Source organism: Rhodococcus sp. HNM0563, from assembly GCF_012726195.1.
GTDB lineage: Bacteria > Actinomycetota > Actinomycetes > Mycobacteriales > Mycobacteriaceae > Rhodococcus.
The window spans coordinates 471416-491551 of the sequence record NZ_JAASAF010000006.1; the positions used below are offsets into that span (position 1 = coordinate 471416).

Sequence of the window (20136 nt, forward strand, 5' to 3'; positions counted from 1 at the left end):
TCGAGGCGTCCGCGTAGGTCAGAAGAGGTGTATGCGGTCGCGGGAAGGGGGCCGGCTCGGGGTGGGGTTCGACAGGAACGTTGTCAGAGCCGTGAGTTCCTCGCCTGCCCCGACGCGCGACCGGGCTTCGGTGAAGACAGAGAATCCGTCGCTGCCACCGGCGAGGTAGTCGTTGACGGCAACGGAATAGATGGCTTCGAGGTCGAGGGGCGCACCTGAGACAGTGATGTCGCGGACTCGCTGTCCCGAGGGAGCCGACCTGTCGAGGGTGTAGTGCAGATTGTGCGACGGCGCCAGGATCCGCTCGAGCGCAGCGCCGGTGATATCTGTCTGGAACTGCTGTTCGAGAACCGCGGTGAGCTGAGCGCCGGTCATTTCGAGGACCTGGAGGAGATTTCCGAACGGCTGAACCCCATACGCCTCGCCGTAGGTGACGGCGCCGTCGTCGTCGAAGTACAGGTCGCCGCGGAGTCCGCCGGGGTTGGTCAAGGCGATCTGCGCTCCGAGGGGCGCGGTCGCTGCGAGTTGGGCGTCTGCGACGAGGTTTCCGAGTGACGATTCACCGCTGGGCGAGCGGTCGCGGGTGATGTCCGCTGCGATGTGCCCGACTTTCTGGGCGGCCGTGTCGGACGATCTGTCGGCAACCTCGGCAACGAAATTCTCGGTGCGCGGATCGGGCGTGATGTCGTGGGTGATCACCTGGTTGAACGCGACTGTCCGGTCGCGCACGACGTCGCGGGTGGCCCGGTCGATCATGATGTCTGCGACAGAGAGGATCCGCCCTCGTGAGGCGCCCTGCAGCACCGTGCGTTGCTGTCCGGAGGGGTCGGGATAGCTGCAGTTGAACTGTCCCTCGCCGTCGGAGGTGACGATGAGATCGACATGCGACGAGACGGTGGTGGTGACCTCCTTGGCGCGTCCGTTGTCGAGGCTGCACGGATCGGCGTCGCTGCCCGCGGCGATATCGCCCTTGTACAACAGGATGATGGAACGGATCCCGAGTGCGTCGAGAGTGTCGGCAGTGCGGTTCACCGCTTCGATCTCGTCGCCGAAATGCAGATTCTCGATCGAATCGCTGCGAATGTATTCGGGAGTGTTGCGGGGCAGGACCCCTATTGCAGCAACAGGAATTCCGTCTACATAGCTGACATCGAAGGGCAGTGCAGCCGGCGTGCCGTCGGCGGTCGTGACGTTGGCGCCGAGGAAGGGGAAGTCCGCGCCGTCGTAGGACTCGCTGAACCGGCAGCCGTCTTCCGGGTGACATCCACCGTCGCGTAGTCGTTGCAGCTCCGTGAACCCGTTGTCGAACTCGTGGTTGCCGAGAGCTGCGGCCGTGACATCGAGATCGTTGAGGAATTCGATTGTCGGTTCGTCGTGAAACATCGCCGATTCGATCGGCGACGAACCCCAGGAGTCGCCCACTGCATACAGCACCGAATCGTCGGCCTGTCCACGGAGCTGGTCGACGTATGAGGCGAGATAGGCGGCGCCGCCCGCGGGTACCGACTGGCCGTCCGAGCGAACCACTTCGCTCTGCGGGCCTTGCGGCGGCAGCAGGTTGCCGTGGAGGTCACCGAAGGTGATCAGACGCAGCGGCACCGCGTCGGGGGGTAGCGCTCCCGCATGTCCGATTGCGGCAGCGGTCACGGCGGAGAGCGCTGCGACGATGGACAGCGCGCGTCGCAGTGCAGCGCGTCCGCCCATCCGTTCCTCCGTACTCGCCGGTCATTTCGACCGATCGAGTCTGACAGCGGCGAATAACGCGTCCGATACCCAGCGATAACGGTTGGGTCTCGCCAAGGTCAGGCGACGCCCGCGAGTTCCCGGCCCGCACCGGTCGCATAGGCCACGAACAGGTCGTTCTCGTGTGGATCGCCGATCGAGATCCGGACGCCTTCCCCTGTGAAGTTGCGCAGGATCACACCGGCCTCAGCGGCAGCAGCCGAGAACGCCGCCGATCTCTCGCCGAGCGGAAGCCATACGAAGTTCGCCTCGCTGGGCGGTACCACGTAGCCGGCCTCGATCAGAGCAGCGCGCACGCGTTCCCGTTCGGAGAGGACACCTTCGGTGCGTGCGAGCAATTCGCCCGCTGCCTCGAGCGATGCGATCGCGGCTCTCTGGGCGAGTGAGTTCACGGAGAAGGTCGTGTGGACCTTGCTCATCGCGACGATGATTTCCGGATCGGCGACGGCGTAGCCGACCCGGAGGCCGGCCAGACCGTAGGCCTTCGAGAAGGTCCGCAACACCACGACGTTGCGGCGCCCCGCAGCGAGCGAGATTCCGTCCGGGAGATCCTCGCCGGGGGCGGCGCGCATGTACTCGAAATACGCTTCGTCGAGGGCCACGACGATGTGGGACGGGACGGCGTCGAGGAACTGTTCCAATTCGTCCTTCCCGAGGCACGAGCCCGTCGGGTTGTTCGGATTGCACACGAAGATCAGCCGCGTGCGGTCGGTGATCGCCGCGAGCATGGCCTTCAGGTCGTGGCCGTGGTCGGGGGTGTTCGGCACCGGCACCGCAGTGGCGCCCGCGACCGCACAGACCACGGGGTAGGCCTCGAACGACCGCCACGAGTAGATGACTTCGTCGCCGTCGTTGCAGGTGATCTGCACGAGTTCCTGGCACAGGCTCACCGATCCGCATCCCACAGCGATACGGTCTGCCGACATGTCGAGACGTGCCGCCAGTGCAGCGATGAGCTCGGCGGAGCCATTGTCGGGATACCGGTTGACAGTGGCCGCTGCCTGCAGGATCGCGTCGAGAACACTGGGGAGCGGACCCAGGGTCGTCTCGTTGCTGGCGAGCTTCACCGCGTTCGGGACGGTGCGCCCGGGAACGTAGGCAGGAATCGAGGCAAGATCGGGGCGGGTACGCGGAGTCACCAGCCGATTATGCTCCCGAAGTTTGCATGCGCGACTCGGATGGTCGTGTCATCGTGGACACCATGCCGGAAATCAGCAAGGATGCTGCACCGTTGGCAGGGGACGCGGGTGAGTTGCCGCTCACCGTCGTTCGTCCGGACGTGACCCCCCGGGGCTGCATCGTGCTGCTGCATCGCGCGCGCGTGTTCTCGCCGGAACTCCTCGACTTCATGCAGGCGCTCGCCGACGAACGCTGGTTGATCGTGGCACCCGACCTCCACAGCCGAGGTCCGGGTTCCGACGAGGCCGCCCTGTTCGCAGAGGCGGCCCGCGTCAATGCTGACGCCACCTTCGCGTGGATCACCGATGTCGGCATCCGGATGGACATGGTCGGCCTCCTCGGCTTCGACGAGGCAGGGACCGCAGCGATGTGGGTCGGCACCACGCGGCCGGTCGGTGCAGTCGTCAGTGTCGCAGCGCCGGGCATCGTCGAGTCGTTGCGTCCCGTCGTCCCGCCACTCGTCGATCTGGTGAGGTCGCTGCGCGCGCCGTGGCTCGGCCTGTACGGCACCGACGACCCGAACACTCCCGGCGGTGAGGTCGAGCAACTCAGTGAATCCGCGAGCAAATCGGATGCGCCGACGCTCGTGGTGAGCTATGAGGGTCTCGAGCACCGTCCCGACGAGCCTCCGGTCGTGCATTCCGGCGTCGATCCGGACGAGGATCCGCGCGAGGCCGCGATCGTCGACGCGAGGCGCAGAATCTTCGACTGGTTCGACAGTAACCTCCGCTGATCAGGCGTTTTGCTTTTCTGTGGAGTGGTTGTGTAATGTTTTGCCCCGGCGGTTCGAGAGAATCGAAACCCCGCAAGGAGGCGTGCCAGAGCGGCCGAATGGGACTCACTGCTAATGAGTTGTCCCCCTTACAGGGGACCGGAGGTTCAAATCCTCTCGCCTCCGCCACGATGGTGTAGCGTCACCGTCGATAGAAAAACTGAATACCCATGCGCCCGTAGCTCAACGGATAGAGCATCTGACTACGGATCAGAAGGTTAGGGGTTCGAATCCCTTCGGGCGCACAGCAGAAAGCCCCACCAGCAGTAACGCTGGTGGGGCTTTTCTTCGTCGATGGGGGCTCGACACCTTCCCTCCGTGAATGACCGCCCACCGGGAGAGCCCGTATCCGACCGATCGATGGTGTCTCTACCGTCGCGGCCATGACACAACCAGCAGATGTGGACGTCGTCGTGGTCGGCGCTGGTGTCGCCGGGATGTATGCGGTACACCGCTTCAATCGCGACGGGCTCTCGGTCCGCGGTTTCGAGGCAGGGGACGACGTCGGTGGCACGTGGTTCTTCAACCGGTACCCGGGCGCGCGGTGCGACGTCGAGAGCGTCGACTACTCGTTCTCGTTCTCGGACGAACTGCAGCAGGACTGGGACTGGAGCGAGAAGTACGCGACCCAGCCCGAGATCCTGCGCTATCTGAACCACGTCGCCGACCGTTTCGATCTGCGTTCCGCGTTCACGTTCGGTACGCGTGTGGTGTCGGCCGTGTACGACGAGGACAGCGTCGTGTGGGAGGTGAGCACTGACGGCGGTGAGCGGGTGCGCGCCAGGTTCTGTGTATTTGCCACAGGAAGCCTCTCGACTGCGAACACTCCAGCGATCCCCGGCAGTGACCGATTCGCGGGCTCTGTGTTCCACACTGCCGCCTGGCCGCACGAGGGTGTCGACTTCAGCGGCATGCGGGTGGGAGTGATCGGCACCGGTTCGTCGGGAATCCAGTCGGTTCCTGTGATCGCTGAGCACGCGGAACATCTGACCGTGTTCCAGCGCACCGCCAATTACTCGGTGCCCGCGGGCAATGCACCGTTGACCGATGAGCAGCGGCGTGAGCACAAGGCGGGGTACGCGGAGCGGCGCAGGTTGTCGCGGCTCAGCGGAGGCGGGTCCCCATTCCATCCGCATTCGAAGTGCGCACTCGAAGTCGACGAGGAGGAGCGTCGTGCCGCCTACGAGCAGCGCTGGAACATGGGTGGTGTCCTGTTCGCGAAGACCTTCCCCGACCAGACTTCGAACCTGGAAGCCAACGACACCGCCAGGGCGTTCGTCGAGGGGAAGATCCGCGCGATGGTCGACGACCCGGAGATCGCCGATCGTCTGATCCCGAAGGATCATCCGATCGGTACCAAACGGATCGTCACCGATTCGGGTTACTACACGACTTTCAACCGCGACAACGTCTCTCTCGTGGATCTACGGAAGACGCCGATCACCGAGATCACGGGCACCGGGGTTCGTACCACCGAGACGCATCACGATCTGGATGCTCTCGTCTACGCGACCGGCTTCGACGCCCTCACCGGCACACTCGACCGGATCGATATCCGCGGACGCGGCGACCGGAAGCTGCGCGAGCATTGGCAGGGCGGCCCACGGACCTATCTCGGACTGGGCGTCGACGGTTTCCCCAACCTGTTCCTCGTCACCGGGCCGGGCAGCCCGAGTGTGCTTGCGAACATGATCCTCGGAGCCGAGGACCACATCGACTGGATCGCCGACGCCATAGCCCACGTAGACATCAACGGCGACCGTGGTCTGGAAGCGCGTGCCGATGCTGTCGACCGGTGGCAGGCCGAACTGGCCGAGCGCGCCGACCGGACGCTGTTCCCACGCGCGGACTCCTGGTACACGGGAGCGAACATTCCCGGCAAGCCCCGCGGTTTCATGTTGTTCATCGGTGGATTCGCTTCCTACCGGGAGATTTGTGCGCGCGTCGCCGAAACCGGGTACGACGGATTCGACCTTGTCGGGAGTCGGAACTTCGACATCGTTGCGGCGGTGACCGAATGACGGGGCGTCTGGACGGCGCCGTCGTTGCGGTGACGGGTGCAGCCGGCGGCATGGGGACGAGTCACTGCGTCCGGATGGCGCAGGAGGGCGCAGACATCGTGGCACTCGATCTTGCCGGCACCGACATGGATTCGGTCGCCGACGCTGTCGGGTGCACCGGACAGCGATGCGTGACTGCCACGGTGGACGTGCGCGACCGGGCGGCGATGGCCGAGGCGATGGCGTCGGCGTCGGCGGCTCTCGGTCCGCTGACCGCCGTGGTTGCCAATGCCGGCGTCTACGACACGCCCGGTCCGGCGTGGACGATCGCCACCGATGACTGGCAGCGGGCACTCGATGTCAACCTCACCGGCGTGTGGAACACCGTGTCGGCCGCCGAGCCGCACCTGGCCGACGGAGGTGCGGTGGTGATCATCGCGTCCACTGCAGGTTCCAGAGCGATCGCGACGGCCGCGCCGTACAGTGCAGCCAAGCATGCCGTGATCGGACTTGCCCGCACCCTCGCGAACGAACTCGGTGGCCGGGGTATCCGGGTGAATACGGTGCAACCGGGGTCGGTACGCACGCCGATGATCATCGATCCGCGGGTGTTCGCGCGGCTACGCCCGGACATCGCCGACCCGACGGAGACCGACGCCGCGGCAGTCCTCGCCGCACGGAACATCCTGCCCGTCCCGTGGGTGGATCCGGTGGACGTGAGCAACGCCGTGGTGTTCCTCGTGTCGGATGAATCCCGCTACATGACCGGCACGTGCCTCCCGGTCGATGCAGGTTTGACGGAGAAGGTGTGAACGTGACGAAACCGAGTGTGCAGAAACGTAATGCGGGCAGGGTGCAGGGTAGGGTCGCGCTCGTCACGGGCGCGGCCCGAGGAATCGGGCGGGCGCAAGCGGTGCGGTTCGCCGAGGAAGGCGCGGACGTGATCGCGCTGGACCTGTGCGGCGCAGTGGAGTCGGTCGTGACTCCGCCGGCGAGCGTGGACGACCTCTCCGAGACCGCCGATATGGTTCGTGCCTGCGGCGCGAGAGTACGGACCGCGGTGGTGGACGTGCGAGATCGCGACGGTATGGCCGCTGCGGTCGACGAAGCTGTCTCCGAATGGGGCGGGCTCGACATCGTGTGCGCAACAGCGGGTATCACGTCGTCCGCGCCTGCCGTCGAGCTATCCGAAGAGCAGTGGCGCACGATGCTCGACGTGAATCTGACCGGGGTGTGGATCACGTGCGCAGTGACCGCCGAGCACCTCATTGCCCGCGGCGGTGGGGCGATGGTGCTGACGAGCTCGATCGCGGGTCTTCGGGGTCTGGTGGGCGTCGCCCACTACACCGCAGCGAAGCACGGTGTGGTCGGTCTCATGCGATCACTCGCGAAAGAACTTGCACCGCATGGAGTTCGGGTGAACACAGTACACCCGACAAATGTCGACACCCTGATGATCCAGAATCCGGCTGTGCGGGCGAAGTTCCGCCCGGACACAACAGAGCCGAGCAGGAAAGAGTTCGCCGAGGCGGCACGCACCATGAACCTTCTCGACGTGCCGTGGATCGAGCCGGTCGACGTGGCCAACGCTGCTCTGTTCCTTGCTTCGGATGAGGCCCGCTACATCACGGCGGTGGCGCTGCCCGTCGATGCCGGCAGCACTCAACGCTGAGCACATGACCTACATCGATGCCGGGCCGGTGGTCAGTGGTCTCAGGCGTCGACGCGGCTGAAGCGGACCGGTGGCGGATCGTGGCGCAGTGTCTCACCGATACGACCGGATTCGCAGGCGTCGTCGATCGCGCGCCGCAGCGACGGGCAGGTCGGGTTCCAGCCACCGGGCGTCTGCTCGTGGACGAGCTGAGGACACACCGTGCGCGCGGGCCACTGCACGCTCGTATGGGCTGCACTGAACTTTTCGACGAACACGGTGGTGCCGCAGCCGCACGACACGGGTTCCATATGATCAGGTCGTTCCATCATGCCTGGTCACGGTACGGACAGAGTGGTTCGGTGTGATCCCTCTCTCCCGCCCAGCGGACGTGTTCGCTCAGCGGTCGATGAGGTCCTCCGGTTCGCTAGGCGGTTGTTAGGCTCGGATGGATGTCGGATCACCCGGAATATGTCGAGCCTTCGTATCCGTCGCTACCTGCGACGAGCTGGGCTGTGCTCGGCATGCTCTCGTTCGGTGAGGAGCTGTCGGGCAACGATCTGAAGAAGTGGGCGGATTGGAGCATCGGCTTCTTCTATTGGAGCCCGTCGGTCAGTCAGGTGTACGGCGAGCTCAAGAAGCTGGAGAACATGGGACTCGTGGAGTCGCGCGCGGTCGCGGAGGCCGGTGTGCGCGGACGCCGGGTGTACAGCGTCACGGCAGCGGGCAAAGACGCGGTCGGGGCATGGTCGCGTAGCGCCCCGGTGGAAATCCCGGTCCTCAAGCACGGCGTGATGCTTCGAATGTGGTTGGGTCACCTCAACGACCCCGAACATCTCAAAGAGCTTGTCCGAGCTCACATCGACAACATGGAAGAACTGCGCGATCGCGCGGCACTGCACGCCGAGCATTCGTCGCGCGAGCCGGCGTGGGCATTTCCCCGCATGAGCTTGCAGTGGGCGGTCCGCTACTTCGATGCGGAGATCGAACTGTCGCGTACTCTTTTCGATGAGATCGACCAAGCAGCAAGAGAGTTCGAGCAGGCCCGCCTCACCGTCTCGGGCAGCATAGTGCCGCTCGACCCGGGATCGTGGCGCAGTGTCGAGGAGATCGTGATCGGACTTCAGCGCGGGAGCGAATGAGAACGGGCCGGGGTGAGAATCTTCCGGAATGCCGCCCAGACGGCGTCGGCGGCCGCGGTGCTTTCAGCGAGCGACGGAAACGACAGGAATCCGTGGAACAGTCCTGGAAAATCCAAGTGCCGCACCGGAACGGAATCCGAGCGTAGCCGCTGCGCGTAGGCGACCCCTTCGTCGTGCAACGGGTCGAGGCCCGCTGTGACCATCACGGCCTGGGGGAGGCCGGTGAGCGTATCGGCGCGCATCGGTGACACGTCTGCTGTGAGTGCGCCGCCTGGTGCGTATTGCTGCCAGTACCACTGCATTGCTGCGCGCGTGTTGTAGTAACCGTCGGCGTAGCGTCGGTAGCTGTCGGTGCCGAAGTCGTCGTCGATCACCGGATACAGCAGTGCTTGTGCGCGCAGATGTGGCCCGCCGCGGTCTCGTGCTGTTATGGCCACCACCGCGGCGAGGTTTCCGCCTGCGCTGTCGCCCGCGACTGCCAGCCGCGCCGGATCGGCGCCGAATTGCGGTGCACGGTCGTGGGCCCATTCGAGCGCGAGATACACATCTTCTGCGGCCGCTGGGGCCCGATGCTCCGGGGCGAGCCGATACTCGACCGAGACCACGACGGAGGCGGTGGCATTGCACATTGCTCGGCAGATCCCGTCGTGCGAGTCGAGATCGCAGAACACGAACCCGCCGCCGTGCGCGAATACGATCAGCGGGGTGGGTGCGGACGTGTCGGGCACGTAGACACGCACTCGTACTCCGGAGCCGATTCGGTGGTCCTCGATGCGGCCGACAGGCTGGGGCGACGGATTCGGTGCGCGGCGTGCGGCCACCGCTGCGCGGGCGGCCAGGCCGGTCATGGTGTGCACTGCGGGAAAATTCGCATTCAGTGTGTCGAGCATCGCGCGGACCGGCGGTGAGGGGGACGTGTGCGGGGCGTCGGTCATGCCGGCTCCATGACCCGGTGCGTACTCCACGCCCGGTTCCGGCCGAGGACGGGGGAGACACCGACGAGTTGGTCCTGGTAGTCGCGCCAGATTCGGGTGGCGGCGGCACGCACAGGGTTGGCGAGGCGATGATCGAACGGCATCGAACGTACCGGACCGCACACCGAGATGGCCGCAACAGGATCGTGTTCCGGTCCGATCGACGCTGCGACACAGCCGAATCCGCGCAGCGATTCTTCCTTCTCGAAGGCGAAGCCCGATTCTCGTACTCGTACGAGATCGGCGTCGTCGAGTGCGGTGGCGGCGAGCATCGCCTTACCCGCCGCGGTGTGCCGTGCCGGCCGGCGGCCCCCGACCCTGGTGGGTACCGACCCGGCGAGGCGTCCACCGATCTTCTCGAGATAGACGATGTCGGTGTCGTCGAGTACGGCGAGATGGACGACGCAGCCGGTCATCCGATGCAGTTCGTGCAGGACGGGGACGGCTGCGCGGTGCACTCGGTCCTGCTCGAGCGCGATCGATCCGAGTTCGATCAGCCGCATGCCGAGTTCGTAGTCACGCCCGTCGCGTCGCAGCCAGCGCATTCTGACCAGCTGATCGAGCATGCGGTGCGCCGACGAGCGCGGAAGCCCGGTGCGGCGGACGACGCCCGACAGGGTCAACCGTCCGGGTCCGTCGAAGGCGTCGAGGACCGAGGACAGTCGATCGAGGGTTGCTGTGGGCACGGGCGGGTGCGAGCTTTGAACGGTCACGGATGCTCCCTTGCGATCACCAAGCGAATGTGTAGCTTGACGTGGCAATTTCTAATCGAAATAGTGGCACATTCGTTGCGCGAAGGGAAGGGCATTCGTGAATTCGGTCACAAACATGCAGGCCCCGCGGTTCCGGTGGGAACCGCGGGGCCCGCCGACACGTCCCGGTGCGGGATCCGCCTACATCGCCGCCAGCGGCTCGCTGCCCGACCAGTCGTGACCCCAGTAGCTGTCGGCGGTGATCTCTTCCGAGCTGTAGTGCGCCTCGTCGACCTTCATCCCCTCGGTACCGAACTCGATGTCCCAGCCGCCGGGTGCGCGGGTGTAGAACGAGACCATCTTGTCGTTCGTGTGCCTGCCGAGAGTCGACGAAACGGAGAACCCGTCCTTCACGACACGGTCGAGCGCCTGGCCGACGGCGTCGAGTGAATCCACCTCCACCATCACGTGGATCAGTCCCGGCGCGCCCCCGTGCGCGGCGGGGCACAGCGCGAGACTGTGATGGCGCTCGTTGATGCCGAGGAACCGGATCCTCATCGGCCCGACCTCCGGCGGAGTGGGCAGACGGAAGGCGCCGCGGGGCAGGAAGCCGAGGGTCTTCGTGTAGAACTCGAATGACGCGTCCGGATCGGTGACCGGCAGTACCACATGGCCGAGCCCTTGCGTTCCGGTGACGAAACGTGCGCCGAACGGTGTGACCACCGGCGAGTGATCGAGAACAGCGCCATGGAACACCTCGAGGACCGCACCGCTCGGATCCTGGAACGTGATCACCTCCTCTACGCGCCGAGCGTCGGCCTCCTCGAGAGACAACCGCTTGACGGGGACACCGGCGAGTTCGAGTTTCTCGGTCACGCGCTGCAGCGCAGCATGATCACGTACCTCCCAGCCCACGGCGACAACCTCGTCCGTGCCACCGGGAACGACCACGATGCGTGCGGCGCGTTCGTCCATCCGCAGATACAGCGCGTCGGGGTCGGGTCCGGAACCGGGCGCGAACCCGAGGACGTCGAACGCGAACGTTCGCCAGCGGTCCATATCGTTCGTCTGGACCTTCACGTAGCCCAGAGCTTTCAAATCCGGCATCGAAAAATGCCCTTCCGATGAGATGAGTATGAGTGGGTCGGTCAGATCATTGCCCGCAGAGGACCTTGTGGTTCGACACCGAGGCGACTGAGCGACGACGCGTGGAAGACCGTGCTCGGCACGTGGATCGCGTGGTGCAGTCCGGCGTGCGCATCGCGCCAGAAACGCTGCAGGGGCTTGTCCATGCGCAGAGCGTTGCCGCCGCAGCGGGGGTAGATCTTGTCGATCGCGTTCACCGCACGCCACGCGGCCTGCACCTGGGTGCGCCGCCCCTCGGCGCGCTGCGCGAACGTCGGTGTCTTCCCGGAATCGACGAGGTCCCACATCCGGTCCACGTTCGCCAGCAGTGTGTCGCGGGCGGCCTGCAGGTCGGCGACGGCTTCGGCGATGGCGAACAGGGTGTAGGGGTCGTCCTTGATCGCGGTACCCTGCGCGTTGATCCGGTCACCCTGATACACCTCGGCGTGATGGACCATTCCCTCGGCGATGCCGACGGTCGCGGAGGTGATGCCGAGGGGGAACATCGTCGACCACGGCATGAGATAGAGCGTCTCGGTGCGCCCGTATCGGCGTACCGCGGTTCCGTCGATCACCTCGTCGCAGTCCATGACCCGGTAGTCCGGAACGAATGCGTTCTCGACCACGACGTCCTTGGACCCCGTACCGCGCAGTCCCATGGTGTCCCACGAGTCCTCGATGATCGTGTAGTCGGTGCGCGGGATGATCACGTGGAGCATGCGCATCGGTTCTTCGGGCTTGCCGTCCGGTGTGCAGGCCAGAGCACCGAGGAACGCCCAGTCGCAGTGGTCGGTGCCCGAGGAGAACTGCCAACGTCCGGAGAACGTGTAGCCGCCGTCGACCGGTACGCACAGTCCGCCCGGCATGTACGGCGACGCCATCCACGTGTTGTCGTCCTCGCCCCACACCTCTTCCTGTGCACGCGGATCGGCGAATGCCAGCTGCCACGGATGGACGCCGACGATGCCGTGGATCCATCCGGCCGACGGATTCAGCGACGCCGTGCGCATCACCGTCTCGGCGAATTCACGAGGATGTGCCTCGTGGCCGCCGTATTGCTTCGGCTGAAGCATCTTGATCGAGCCGGCTTCCTTCATCCGCTTGGCCGTTTCGTCGGCGAGCTTGCCGATGCGCTCGGCTTGCTCACCTTCGATGAACAATTCGTCGGCCATCGCATCGACGCGGTTCAATACTTCGTAAGTCATCGGGTGTTCCTGTTCCTGCTGCGGGCGCCGGGTCAGGGCGCGGTGGAGTTGATGACGCGGCCGGCGGCGATGTTCTCGTCGACTTCCTGACGCCAGTTGGAGACCGCGCGGGTGGTGTCGATTTCGAACTCGAAGCGCGTCGTCATGTCGTCGGTGACGTCGGCGGCGTCGACGTAGAACTGCTTGTACCAGCGACGGAGCTGATAGACCGGGCCGTCTTCCTCGGACAGTAGCGGATTGTCGATCGGGGCCTTGTTCTTCCAGATCTCGACGTCCTGTTCGAATCCGAGCTGTACACCGTCTGCGAACTGGGCGGCCATACCCGCGGCTGCGTCGTCGGACAATCCGGGCAGCTTCTTCACGATTGCGCCGTACTGCAGCACGAATTCGTCGTTGCTCACGGGATAGTGGCAGTTGATCAGCACGGTGTTGATGGTCATCCCGTTGGCCTGGGATTCGAGCCAGTCGATCATGTACGACGGCCCGAAGTAGGTGGCTTCGGACTGCAACTCGGCGTTGGGATCGTCGTAGTTGGTGCCGACGATGACGTCCTCGCGTCCGGTGGAGCGCATGTACTGCGTGGCGGTGTGTCCCTCGAACACGTTCTTGAAATAGCGCGGGAACGAGTAGTGCACGTAGAAGAAGTGCGCCATATCGACGACGTTGTCTATGATCTCCCGGCAGTGGGAACCCTTGATGCGGATGGTCTTCCACGACCAGTCCGTCCATTCATCGGTGCCGTAGCCCTCGATGTGCGGAATCGTCACGTCCGCCGGCGGCGGGTTTCCTTCGGGGTCGTTCCATATGAACAGCTGACCGTTGCGTTCGAGAGTGGTCCACGCTCTGGTGCGGGCCAAGGGCGGGACCCGGCGAGCGTAGGGAATGTCGCTGCATTTGCCTTTGCCGTTCCAACGCCAGTCGTGGAATGGGCATGCGATCGAGTCGCCCTTGATGGTGCCCTGTGCCAGGTTGCCGCCCATGTGCCGGCAGTATGCGTCGAGAACGTTGAGGTTCCCCTGGCTGTCGGCGAATACCACGACGCTGGTGCCGAAGATGTCGATCTGGTGGGGCTTGCCGTCGGCGAGGTCGCGAATCAGTCCGATGCAGTGCCATCCGCGTGCGAATCGCTCCGGGGGAGCGGCTGCTTCGATGACGCGGATTTCCTCATCGTTCGAGGTGGGTGTGTCGGGTTGGCTGGAGAGTGCGGTCATGCAGGCCTCCGGGGGTGGGCTGTGAATGTGATGCATTGCATGGTCCGGAGTGAGGAGAAGTGAATGGAACGGTGGCTCCCGCTGGGCGGACGGAAATTCACAGAAGGCATTTCGAATTAGGTTTCCCTAACCTATATTGGGCTGATGGGTGACTCCGTCTCGCTCGGCGAAATTCAGGAAACGCTGCTGATCCCGCTCTACGGACGGGCGCTCGACGCGCGTCGCCGTCACAGCGTGCTCGGCGACCGCAGGGCCGCTGAGCTCGTCGACACCCTCGACTACGACTTCGCCAAGTTCCGCGGTCCGTCGCTGTCGGGATCGGTGCTGCGTGCGTCGATCTTCGACGGCTACGTGCGCAGCTTTCTCGCCGAACATCCCGACGGCACAGTCGTAGATCTCGGATGCGGGTTGTCGACAAGATTCGAACGACTCGACAACGGTCGCGTGCGCTGGTTCGATCTCGACGTCCCCGACACCATGGAACTGCGCAGGCGCTTCTTCTCCGATTCGGACCGCTACACGACGATTGCGGGTTCGCTCTTCGATACCGACTGGTTCGAGCAGGTCATGGAGCGTGGCGGGCCGGTCTTCCTGCTGAGCGAAGCGGTACTCCTGTACTTTCCGGCGGATCAGGTGCACACGGTGCTCGAACGCATCGTGGAGGAATTCCCCGGGGCCGGTATCGCATTCGACACGGGTGGCCGGGCAATGATGAACAGCCAGGACCGCAATCCGGTCTTCAAAGCGGTGCCCGCCCGGATGGTGTGGACGTGCGATGAGCCGCACGCGCTCGAACCCCTCGGATTGACGTTGCTCGAATCGAGGACGTTCGCGTCACCCCAATCCGAGGTGGGGCGTACGTGGCCGCTGCGGTACCGGTTGGGACTCAAAGTCTTGCGCTATCTGGTGCCGCCGCCGGTGACCACGTACAAGCTCAACCGTTTCGAGACGGCGCCGGCGAAGTAGGGGACGGGGCTCGTTCAGGTCAGCCGGTCGATGATCTTCTCCCGGAAGTCGTCGATGGGGGCCCGGTAGCTTTCTGCGCTGCCCAGTAGATGGTTGTGGTCGCCGGAGTGCGTGCGCTCCCAGTTCGCCCACGGCGACACCATCACACCGGTGACGCCGATCTTCTCGGCCTGTTTGTACAGTTCGAGGGACGGGGTCTCGCGCAGTCCCATGATGATGTCGAACGGTTCGTGCTCGCGTCCGTACCCGCGTCTGAGATCGTTGATGCGCTGAATCCAATGCTCGGCGTCGTCGAGGCTGTAGGCGGTGCCGACCCAGCCGTCGCAATATCGTGCGGCCCGCCGCAGGGCTGCCTTCGATTCTCCGCCGCACAGGATCGGCACCGGTTCGGGCGGATGAGGCTCGATCATCATTTCGGGGATGTCGTAGTACTCACCCTTCCATGACACCCAGCCGCCCTTCCACAGTTCGCGCAGCGCCTGGATCATCTCGTTGAGCCGAGGGCCGCGGTTGTCGAAGTCCTGGCCGAGGAGCTCGAACTCTTCGCGCATCCATCCGGCGGACAGCCCGATCGACACGCGTCCGCCTGCGATCGTTGCTGCAGTGCCGACCTGCTTGGCGACCTCGATGATGGGGCGCGAGGGCGCGATGTATACGTTGTTCCCGAAATGCAGGTTCTTGGTGACTGCTGCCATTGCGCCGACCAGCACCCATGCATCCGGCCACTCGGTGTCGGCGGGCCAGAACATCTTGCCACTTTCGTGACCGGGATAGATCGTCGTCATTTCCTTGGGGAAGACGAGGTGGTCGGAGATCAACATGCCGTGGAAACCCGCTTCGTCGAGCATTCGTGCGACCGCAGGCATCTCTGCGGTTTTCATGAACGCTGTGCCGCTCCAGAACTTCATGTGCTCGACTCCTGTGTGGTGTGCCTGCCAGATGTAAGAGCTCCCGTGACGAGAGTCACTATAGGCGAATGTCAGAATTCTGTTCTGGACCGTTGGGCATGCAAGGCTGCTGAAGCAATTACGTGAACGATGGGTCTCACCTATTTCGACGGTTGAACCTGATGTGGGAATCATGGATTCCCTGTTGACGTTCGGGTATGCGCGCCAGTAATCTCCGTTCGATCCTGAAAAGTTAACGGCAATTCGCACCAAAATGGTTGCGGCGAGCGACCCTGCTGGGAGACAACATGGAACTTGCGTGGTCAGCGGCCGAAGCCGCATTCAGAGACGAGGTCCGCTCGTTTCTCGACGAGAAGCTGACACCCGAATTGCGTCGTGCCGGCACGCTTGCAACGAGCGTGTACTCCGATCACGAGGCCAGCATGGAGTGGCAGCGGATCCTGCACGAACGTGGCTGGGCCGCCCCCGCGTGGCCGGTCGAGTACGGAGGTTGCGATTGGACGCAGACACAGCACTACATCTTCGGCCGGGAGTCGGTCCTCGCCGGTGCTCCGACGCTGTCGCCGATGGGGATCAGAATGGTCTCGCATGCGATCATCGCTTACGGCACGCAGGAGCAGAAGGACTTCTTCCTCCCCGGAATCCTCACCGGCGAGGTCTTTTTCTGCCAGGGCTACTCCGAGCCGGAGTCCGGGTCGGACCTGGCGTCGCTCACGATGGCAGCGGTCGACGACGGCGACGACCTCATCTTGACCGGCAGCAAGATTTGGACGACGCACGCTACCGAGGCGAACTGGATGTTCGCGCTCGTGCGCACGACGAAGTCCGAGAAGAAGCAGCACGGCATCACGTTCGTGCTGATCGACATGTCGGCGCCGGGCATCGAGATCCGTCCGCTGGTGATGACCTCCGGTGAAGAAGTGCAGAATCAGGTCTTCTTCGACGAGGTGCGGGTGCCGAAGAGCAACGTCCTCGGCAAGATCGACGAGGGGTGGTCTGTCGCCAAGTATCTGCTCGTCTTCGAACGCGGTGGTGCCGCCGCAGCGCCCGCCCTGCAGGTGATGGCCGAGCGGATCGCGACGGCCGCCGCAGAGCAACCGGGTCCTTCCGGTGGAAAGCTCATCGACGATCCGTCGTTCTCCGCGGCGCTCGCGGACGCGCGCATCCGTACCGAGGTGCTCGAGATCCTCGAATATCGCACGCTGGCAGCATTGGCGGCGGGGAAAGATCCGGGGCCCGCGTCGTCGATGCTCAAGGTGCTCGGCACCGAACTCAGCCAGACGCTTACGCGGCTCACTCTCGAGGCAGCCGGTCCTCGCGGCCGCGTCTACCAGCCGCACGCGACGAAGCCCGGCGGCCCGGTCGCGGATTTCGTGCCGCCCAGCGACGACTACGTCAGTGGCGACGAATGGCAGGCGGTCGCGCCGTTGCGCTACTTCAACGACCGCGCGGGATCGATCTACGCCGGTAGCAACGAAATTCAGCGAAACATTCTCGCCAAAGCAGCATTGGGGCTCTGATGGACTTCGGTTTGAGCAAGGAGCAGGAGCTCCTTCGTGATTCGGTCGCCAAATTCCTCGCGAGCCGGTACGACCTCGGCCGCAGCCGGAAGGCCGCGACCACGGGAGCGGGCTGGCAGCCCGAGGTGTGGCGCGCATTCGCCGACGAACTCGGCATCCTGGGTGCGACTCTTCCCGAAGACGTCGGTGGCATGGGTGGCGGCCCGGTCGAACTCATGGTGGTGGCGGAAGAACTCGGCCGGGCGCTCGTCGTCGAGCCATACGTCGACACAGTGGTTCTCGGGGGCGGACTTCTCGGACGCGCAGGGGGCGACCGCGCGAAGTCCGCCCTCGAACGGATAGCGGCCGGCGACGCCGTCACCGCGTTCGCGGCCACCGAGGCGACTTCCGGATACGTACTGCACGACGTCACCACGACAGCGCGGCGGGACGGCGACGAATGGGTGCTCGACGGCGCCAAGATCGTGGCGGGCAGCGCGCCGCTGGCCACCCACCTTCTCGTCACCGCGCGTACCGAGGGCGACCGATTCGATACCGACGGGATCTCACTGTTCCTGCTCGAGTTCGACGCCAGCGCTCCTCCCGCCGGTGTGGAGGTCCATTCGTATCGGACGATCGACGACCGCCGCGCAGCCGACCTCGAGTTCACCGGGCTGCGACTACCCGCCGATGCACTGTTGGGTGAGCAGGGCAAGGCATGGAGTGCAATCTCCAGGACTGTGGACGAGGCGATCACGGCGGTCGCCTCGGAATCCGTCGGACTGATGCGCAAGGTGCTCGCCGACACCGTCGACTACTGCAAGCAGCGTCAGCAGTTCGGTCAGCCCATCGGCAGCTTCCAGGTTCTGCAGCATCGCATGGTCGACATGTACATGGAGCTCGAACAGGCCGTTTCTGCGGTGTACCTTGCGGTGTTGCACCTCGACTCCGACGACGTAGGCAGGGCTCGCGCAGTCTCGGCCGCGAAGGCGACAACCAGCCGTGCGGCACGGTTCATCGGCCAGAACGCAGTCCAGTTGCACGGTGGGATGGGTATGACAGAGGAACTTGCCGTCGGCCACTACTTCAAGCGGCTGACGGCAATCGAGTACGAGTTCGGCAGCGCCGAACAGCACATCGCTCGTTACGCAGAGCTGGTCAAGCCAGCTGGTCAAGCCGTAACCGTCAAGCCGTAACCACAGCGACGGCGGCCTACCGTGAGGGCGTCTCCCTATTCGAGGGAGCGCTGGACACGGTCGGCCGCCGTCGTCGCATCTTCGTGTTCCCATACCCGCACGACGGTCCACCCCGCATCGGTCAGACGTGCATCCGTGTCGCGGTCGCGTCGAACATTCGCCGCGAGTTTCGCGTCCCACCACTCGGCATTGTTCTTCGGGGCGGTCGCATGTAGCGGACACCGGTGCCAGAAGCACCCGTCCACATAGACAGCAACGTGTCGCCGGGGGAAGACCAGGTCGGCGCGGCGTCGCATGCCTGCTATCGGGGAGCGATCGACGAAGAACCGCAGCCCGCGTCGGTGTAGCTCCCGGCGGAGCGCAATCTCGGGTGCCGTGTCGCGGCGACGCTGCCTGCTCATTCGCGCGCGCGTGCGAGCATCGGTGGGCGGCCGGTCGGACGACGCCATACGAACCCCCTGTGCTCGAATCCCTACGCGGCGACGGTCGGGAAGCCACCCATACGGTCGAGATGATTCTCGACGTCGTCGAGGAATCCCGGAGGAAAGCGCAGTTTGCCGGAGCGGGCGCGGCGCAGGAACCCGGCGGTCGCTCTGGCGGACAGCAACCGGGACTCGTCGAGGAACCCGCCGAGATCCTCGTACGGAGCGTGGACCGGCCACAGTGATTCGTGGACCCGGAAGGTCTTGCCCTGCATCCCCCAGGCCGCGCTCGGCCAGGCGTCGCCCGTTGCCAGCGGCGTCTCGTGGTCGGGGGAGTATTCGATCCGATGGCTGAGGCGGTGACCGACCCACGACGCCATCCGTACGCTCACTGCATTGCCGACGAGTCGCCAACGATGTCCGGGCCGGACGCCGGGGGCCTGGATGGCCGGTGCCGTCCAGTCGGGGTCGAAGCCCTGGAGCCGTTCGGCGTCGATCAGGCCGGGGGTCACTATCTCTCCCGACGGCAATCGCACGGCCGGTGGACTTGCGATACCCAGCGTCGAGCCGCCCTTGAGAGTGGGGACTGCGTTGATCGCCCACCCGAGGCCGCGGACACCCTCTGTCCAATAGAACCCGCACGGATAGAGATCGGGATTGCCTTCGATGGGCATGCCTGCGTCCTCGCCGAACAGCACGGTCCGAGGATCCTCGGTACGAGAGGCGACCATCAGCACACGCTGCCGGCGCTGCGGTAGACCGAATGCGCGAGCGTCGACGACGCGGTACGCCCACATGTACCCGAGGTCGCCCAGCGCGTCGGTGATGTGCCGCATCGCAGCACCCCGGCCGAGCTGCAGCATGAACGGCACATTCTCGATGACCAGCCAGCGGGGACCGTTCTTCCTCTTCACAAGCCGGAAGACCTCATCGACGAGGCTGGACTTCGACCCGGTGATCCCCGCGGTCCGGCCGGCCTGAGAAAGGTCCTGGCAGGGGAAGCCTGCCGCCACCAGTTCTGTGTTCTGGGGAAGAGAGCGCAGACGCGTCACATCAGGGTGCAGAGGAGTGTCCGGAAACCGCGCGCGGAGGACAGCCTGTGCTCCGGGGTCCACCTCGCACAGAAGCTCGGTGTTCCATCCGTGCTCCGTCAGCCCCAGCTCGAGGCCACCGATTCCGGCGAACAACCCGACCATGTTCCCCGTCGACGTCACGGCACCCTTCCTCGCTCGGCTCAAACGAAGACGTTACTCGAGAGTGGTACTGATCCGTGAGTCGACGCATGAACACGGTGTCGTTCCGGAACAAGCGCCTGCCCGATGCTCCGGTCCTTCGCCGGCCGATTCGGTGCCGATGATGGTGCGCTTCCGCACGAAAACTCCGTTGACCTGGCGATTTGGTGTTCCGGTGAGTCCTCGCGTAACTTATTCCAGGTCAGAGCGACACGGACA

The 20136-nt window shown here is 64.8% G+C and carries 19 protein-coding genes and 2 tRNA genes; 10 read left to right on the forward strand and 11 right to left on the reverse strand.

From position 1 onward, the window contains the following. Positions 1-18 precede the first annotated feature (18 nt). Both HCA61_RS16825 and hisC read right to left on the reverse strand, forming a co-directional pair. The gene (locus HCA61_RS16825) at positions 19-1704 is read right to left on the reverse strand and encodes a bifunctional UDP-sugar hydrolase/5'-nucleotidase (RefSeq protein ID WP_169689300.1); all 1686 of its coding nucleotides are present in this window, start codon (positions 1702-1704) and stop codon (positions 19-21) included. A 98-nt stretch (positions 1705-1802) separates the two neighbouring features. After that, positions 1803-2882 (reverse strand): histidinol-phosphate transaminase, encoded by a 1080-nt coding sequence (hisC, locus tag HCA61_RS16830; RefSeq protein WP_169689301.1) that lies wholly within the window; start codon positions 2880-2882, stop codon positions 1803-1805. A 62-nt stretch (positions 2883-2944) separates the two neighbouring features. On the opposite strand from hisC, the gene HCA61_RS16835 reads away from it, so the two are divergent. The 6 genes from HCA61_RS16835 to HCA61_RS16860 all read left to right on the forward strand — a co-directional run bounded on the left by HCA61_RS16835 (position 2945) and on the right by HCA61_RS16860 (position 7366). Beyond that, a complete protein-coding gene (locus HCA61_RS16835) occupies positions 2945-3655 on the forward strand; it encodes a dienelactone hydrolase family protein (RefSeq protein ID WP_169689302.1) in 711 nt (236 codons plus the stop codon). A 76-nt stretch (positions 3656-3731) separates the two neighbouring features. Continuing rightward, positions 3732-3823: transfer RNA gene (locus HCA61_RS16840), tRNA-Ser, on the forward strand. 43 nt (positions 3824-3866) lie between these two features. Further along, positions 3867-3939 (forward strand) — tRNA-Arg (locus HCA61_RS16845). Positions 3940-4077: 138 nt separating this feature from the next. Further along, a complete protein-coding gene (locus HCA61_RS16850) occupies positions 4078-5715 on the forward strand; it encodes an NAD(P)/FAD-dependent oxidoreductase (RefSeq protein WP_169689303.1) in 1638 nt (545 codons plus the stop codon). Next, complete coding sequence (locus HCA61_RS16855) at positions 5712-6506, forward strand: SDR family oxidoreductase (RefSeq protein ID WP_169689304.1); 795 nt, start codon at positions 5712-5714, stop codon at positions 6504-6506. The genes HCA61_RS16850 and HCA61_RS16855 overlap by 4 nt, the downstream gene beginning before the upstream one ends. A gap of 2 nt (positions 6507-6508) precedes the next feature. Beyond that, positions 6509-7366, forward strand: a complete 858-nt coding sequence (locus HCA61_RS16860) for a mycofactocin-coupled SDR family oxidoreductase (protein WP_247273606.1) — start codon at positions 6509-6511, stop codon at positions 7364-7366. A 41-nt stretch (positions 7367-7407) separates the two neighbouring features. Here the strand turns inward: HCA61_RS16860 and HCA61_RS16865 are convergent, their stop codons facing one another. Then, positions 7408-7677, reverse strand: a complete 270-nt coding sequence (locus tag HCA61_RS16865; protein WP_240959657.1) for a hypothetical protein — start codon at positions 7675-7677, stop codon at positions 7408-7410. Between the two features lie 120 nt (positions 7678-7797). Between HCA61_RS16865 and HCA61_RS16870 the strand changes: the two genes are divergently transcribed. Continuing rightward, positions 7798-8487, forward strand: coding sequence for a PadR family transcriptional regulator (locus tag HCA61_RS16870; protein WP_169689305.1), 690 nt, complete (start codon positions 7798-7800; stop codon positions 8485-8487). On the opposite strand, the gene HCA61_RS16875 is transcribed toward HCA61_RS16870, so the two are convergent. From HCA61_RS16875 to HCA61_RS16895, 5 genes are all read right to left on the reverse strand, one after another. Next, complete coding sequence (locus tag HCA61_RS16875) at positions 8469-9422, reverse strand: alpha/beta hydrolase (protein ID WP_169689306.1); 954 nt, start codon at positions 9420-9422, stop codon at positions 8469-8471. The two genes, HCA61_RS16870 and HCA61_RS16875, sit on opposite strands and share 19 nt — an antisense overlap. Then, positions 9419-10174: an IclR family transcriptional regulator gene (locus HCA61_RS16880; protein WP_169689307.1), complete on the reverse strand. Its 756-nt coding sequence runs from the start codon at positions 10172-10174 to the stop codon at positions 9419-9421. The genes HCA61_RS16875 and HCA61_RS16880 overlap by 4 nt, the downstream gene beginning before the upstream one ends. A gap of 180 nt (positions 10175-10354) precedes the next feature. Beyond that, entirely contained in the window at positions 10355-11260 is a 906-nt protein-coding gene (bphC, locus tag HCA61_RS16885; RefSeq protein WP_169689308.1) for a biphenyl-2,3-diol 1,2-dioxygenase, read from the reverse strand. Positions 11261-11301: 41 nt separating this feature from the next. Next, the gene (locus tag HCA61_RS16890; protein WP_169689309.1) at positions 11302-12483 is read right to left on the reverse strand and encodes an acyl-CoA dehydrogenase family protein; all 1182 of its coding nucleotides are present in this window, start codon (positions 12481-12483) and stop codon (positions 11302-11304) included. A 32-nt stretch (positions 12484-12515) separates the two neighbouring features. Then, positions 12516-13694, reverse strand: a complete 1179-nt coding sequence (locus HCA61_RS16895) for a Rieske 2Fe-2S domain-containing protein (protein WP_169689310.1) — start codon at positions 13692-13694, stop codon at positions 12516-12518. 144 nt (positions 13695-13838) lie between these two features. On the opposite strand from HCA61_RS16895, the gene HCA61_RS16900 reads away from it, so the two are divergent. Continuing rightward, a complete protein-coding gene (locus tag HCA61_RS16900) occupies positions 13839-14660 on the forward strand; it encodes a class I SAM-dependent methyltransferase (protein WP_169689311.1) in 822 nt (273 codons plus the stop codon). 14 nt (positions 14661-14674) lie between these two features. Here the strand turns inward: HCA61_RS16900 and HCA61_RS16905 are convergent, their stop codons facing one another. After that, positions 14675-15568 (reverse strand): TIGR03619 family F420-dependent LLM class oxidoreductase, encoded by an 894-nt coding sequence (locus HCA61_RS16905; RefSeq protein WP_169689312.1) that lies wholly within the window; start codon positions 15566-15568, stop codon positions 14675-14677. A gap of 287 nt (positions 15569-15855) precedes the next feature. On the opposite strand from HCA61_RS16905, the gene HCA61_RS16910 reads away from it, so the two are divergent. Both HCA61_RS16910 and HCA61_RS16915 read left to right on the forward strand, forming a co-directional pair. Continuing rightward, positions 15856-17088: an acyl-CoA dehydrogenase family protein gene (locus HCA61_RS16910; RefSeq protein WP_169689313.1), complete on the forward strand. Its 1233-nt coding sequence runs from the start codon at positions 15856-15858 to the stop codon at positions 17086-17088. Then, entirely contained in the window at positions 17088-18263 is a 1176-nt protein-coding gene (locus HCA61_RS16915; protein ID WP_169689314.1) for an acyl-CoA dehydrogenase family protein, read from the forward strand. Before HCA61_RS16910 ends, HCA61_RS16915 begins: the two co-directional genes overlap by 1 nt. Positions 18264-18298: 35 nt before the next feature. Here HCA61_RS16915 and HCA61_RS16920 read toward each other — a convergent pair whose 3' ends face one another. Together HCA61_RS16920 and dcm are read right to left on the reverse strand one after the other, a co-directional pair. Then, on the reverse strand, positions 18299-18712 hold the full coding sequence (locus HCA61_RS16920) for a very short patch repair endonuclease (protein ID WP_169689315.1): 414 nt from the start codon (positions 18710-18712) through the stop codon (positions 18299-18301). A gap of 23 nt (positions 18713-18735) precedes the next feature. Then, a complete protein-coding gene (gene dcm / locus HCA61_RS16925; RefSeq protein WP_169689372.1) occupies positions 18736-19881 on the reverse strand; it encodes a DNA (cytosine-5-)-methyltransferase in 1146 nt (381 codons plus the stop codon). Between the last annotated feature and the right edge of the window lie 255 nt (positions 19882-20136).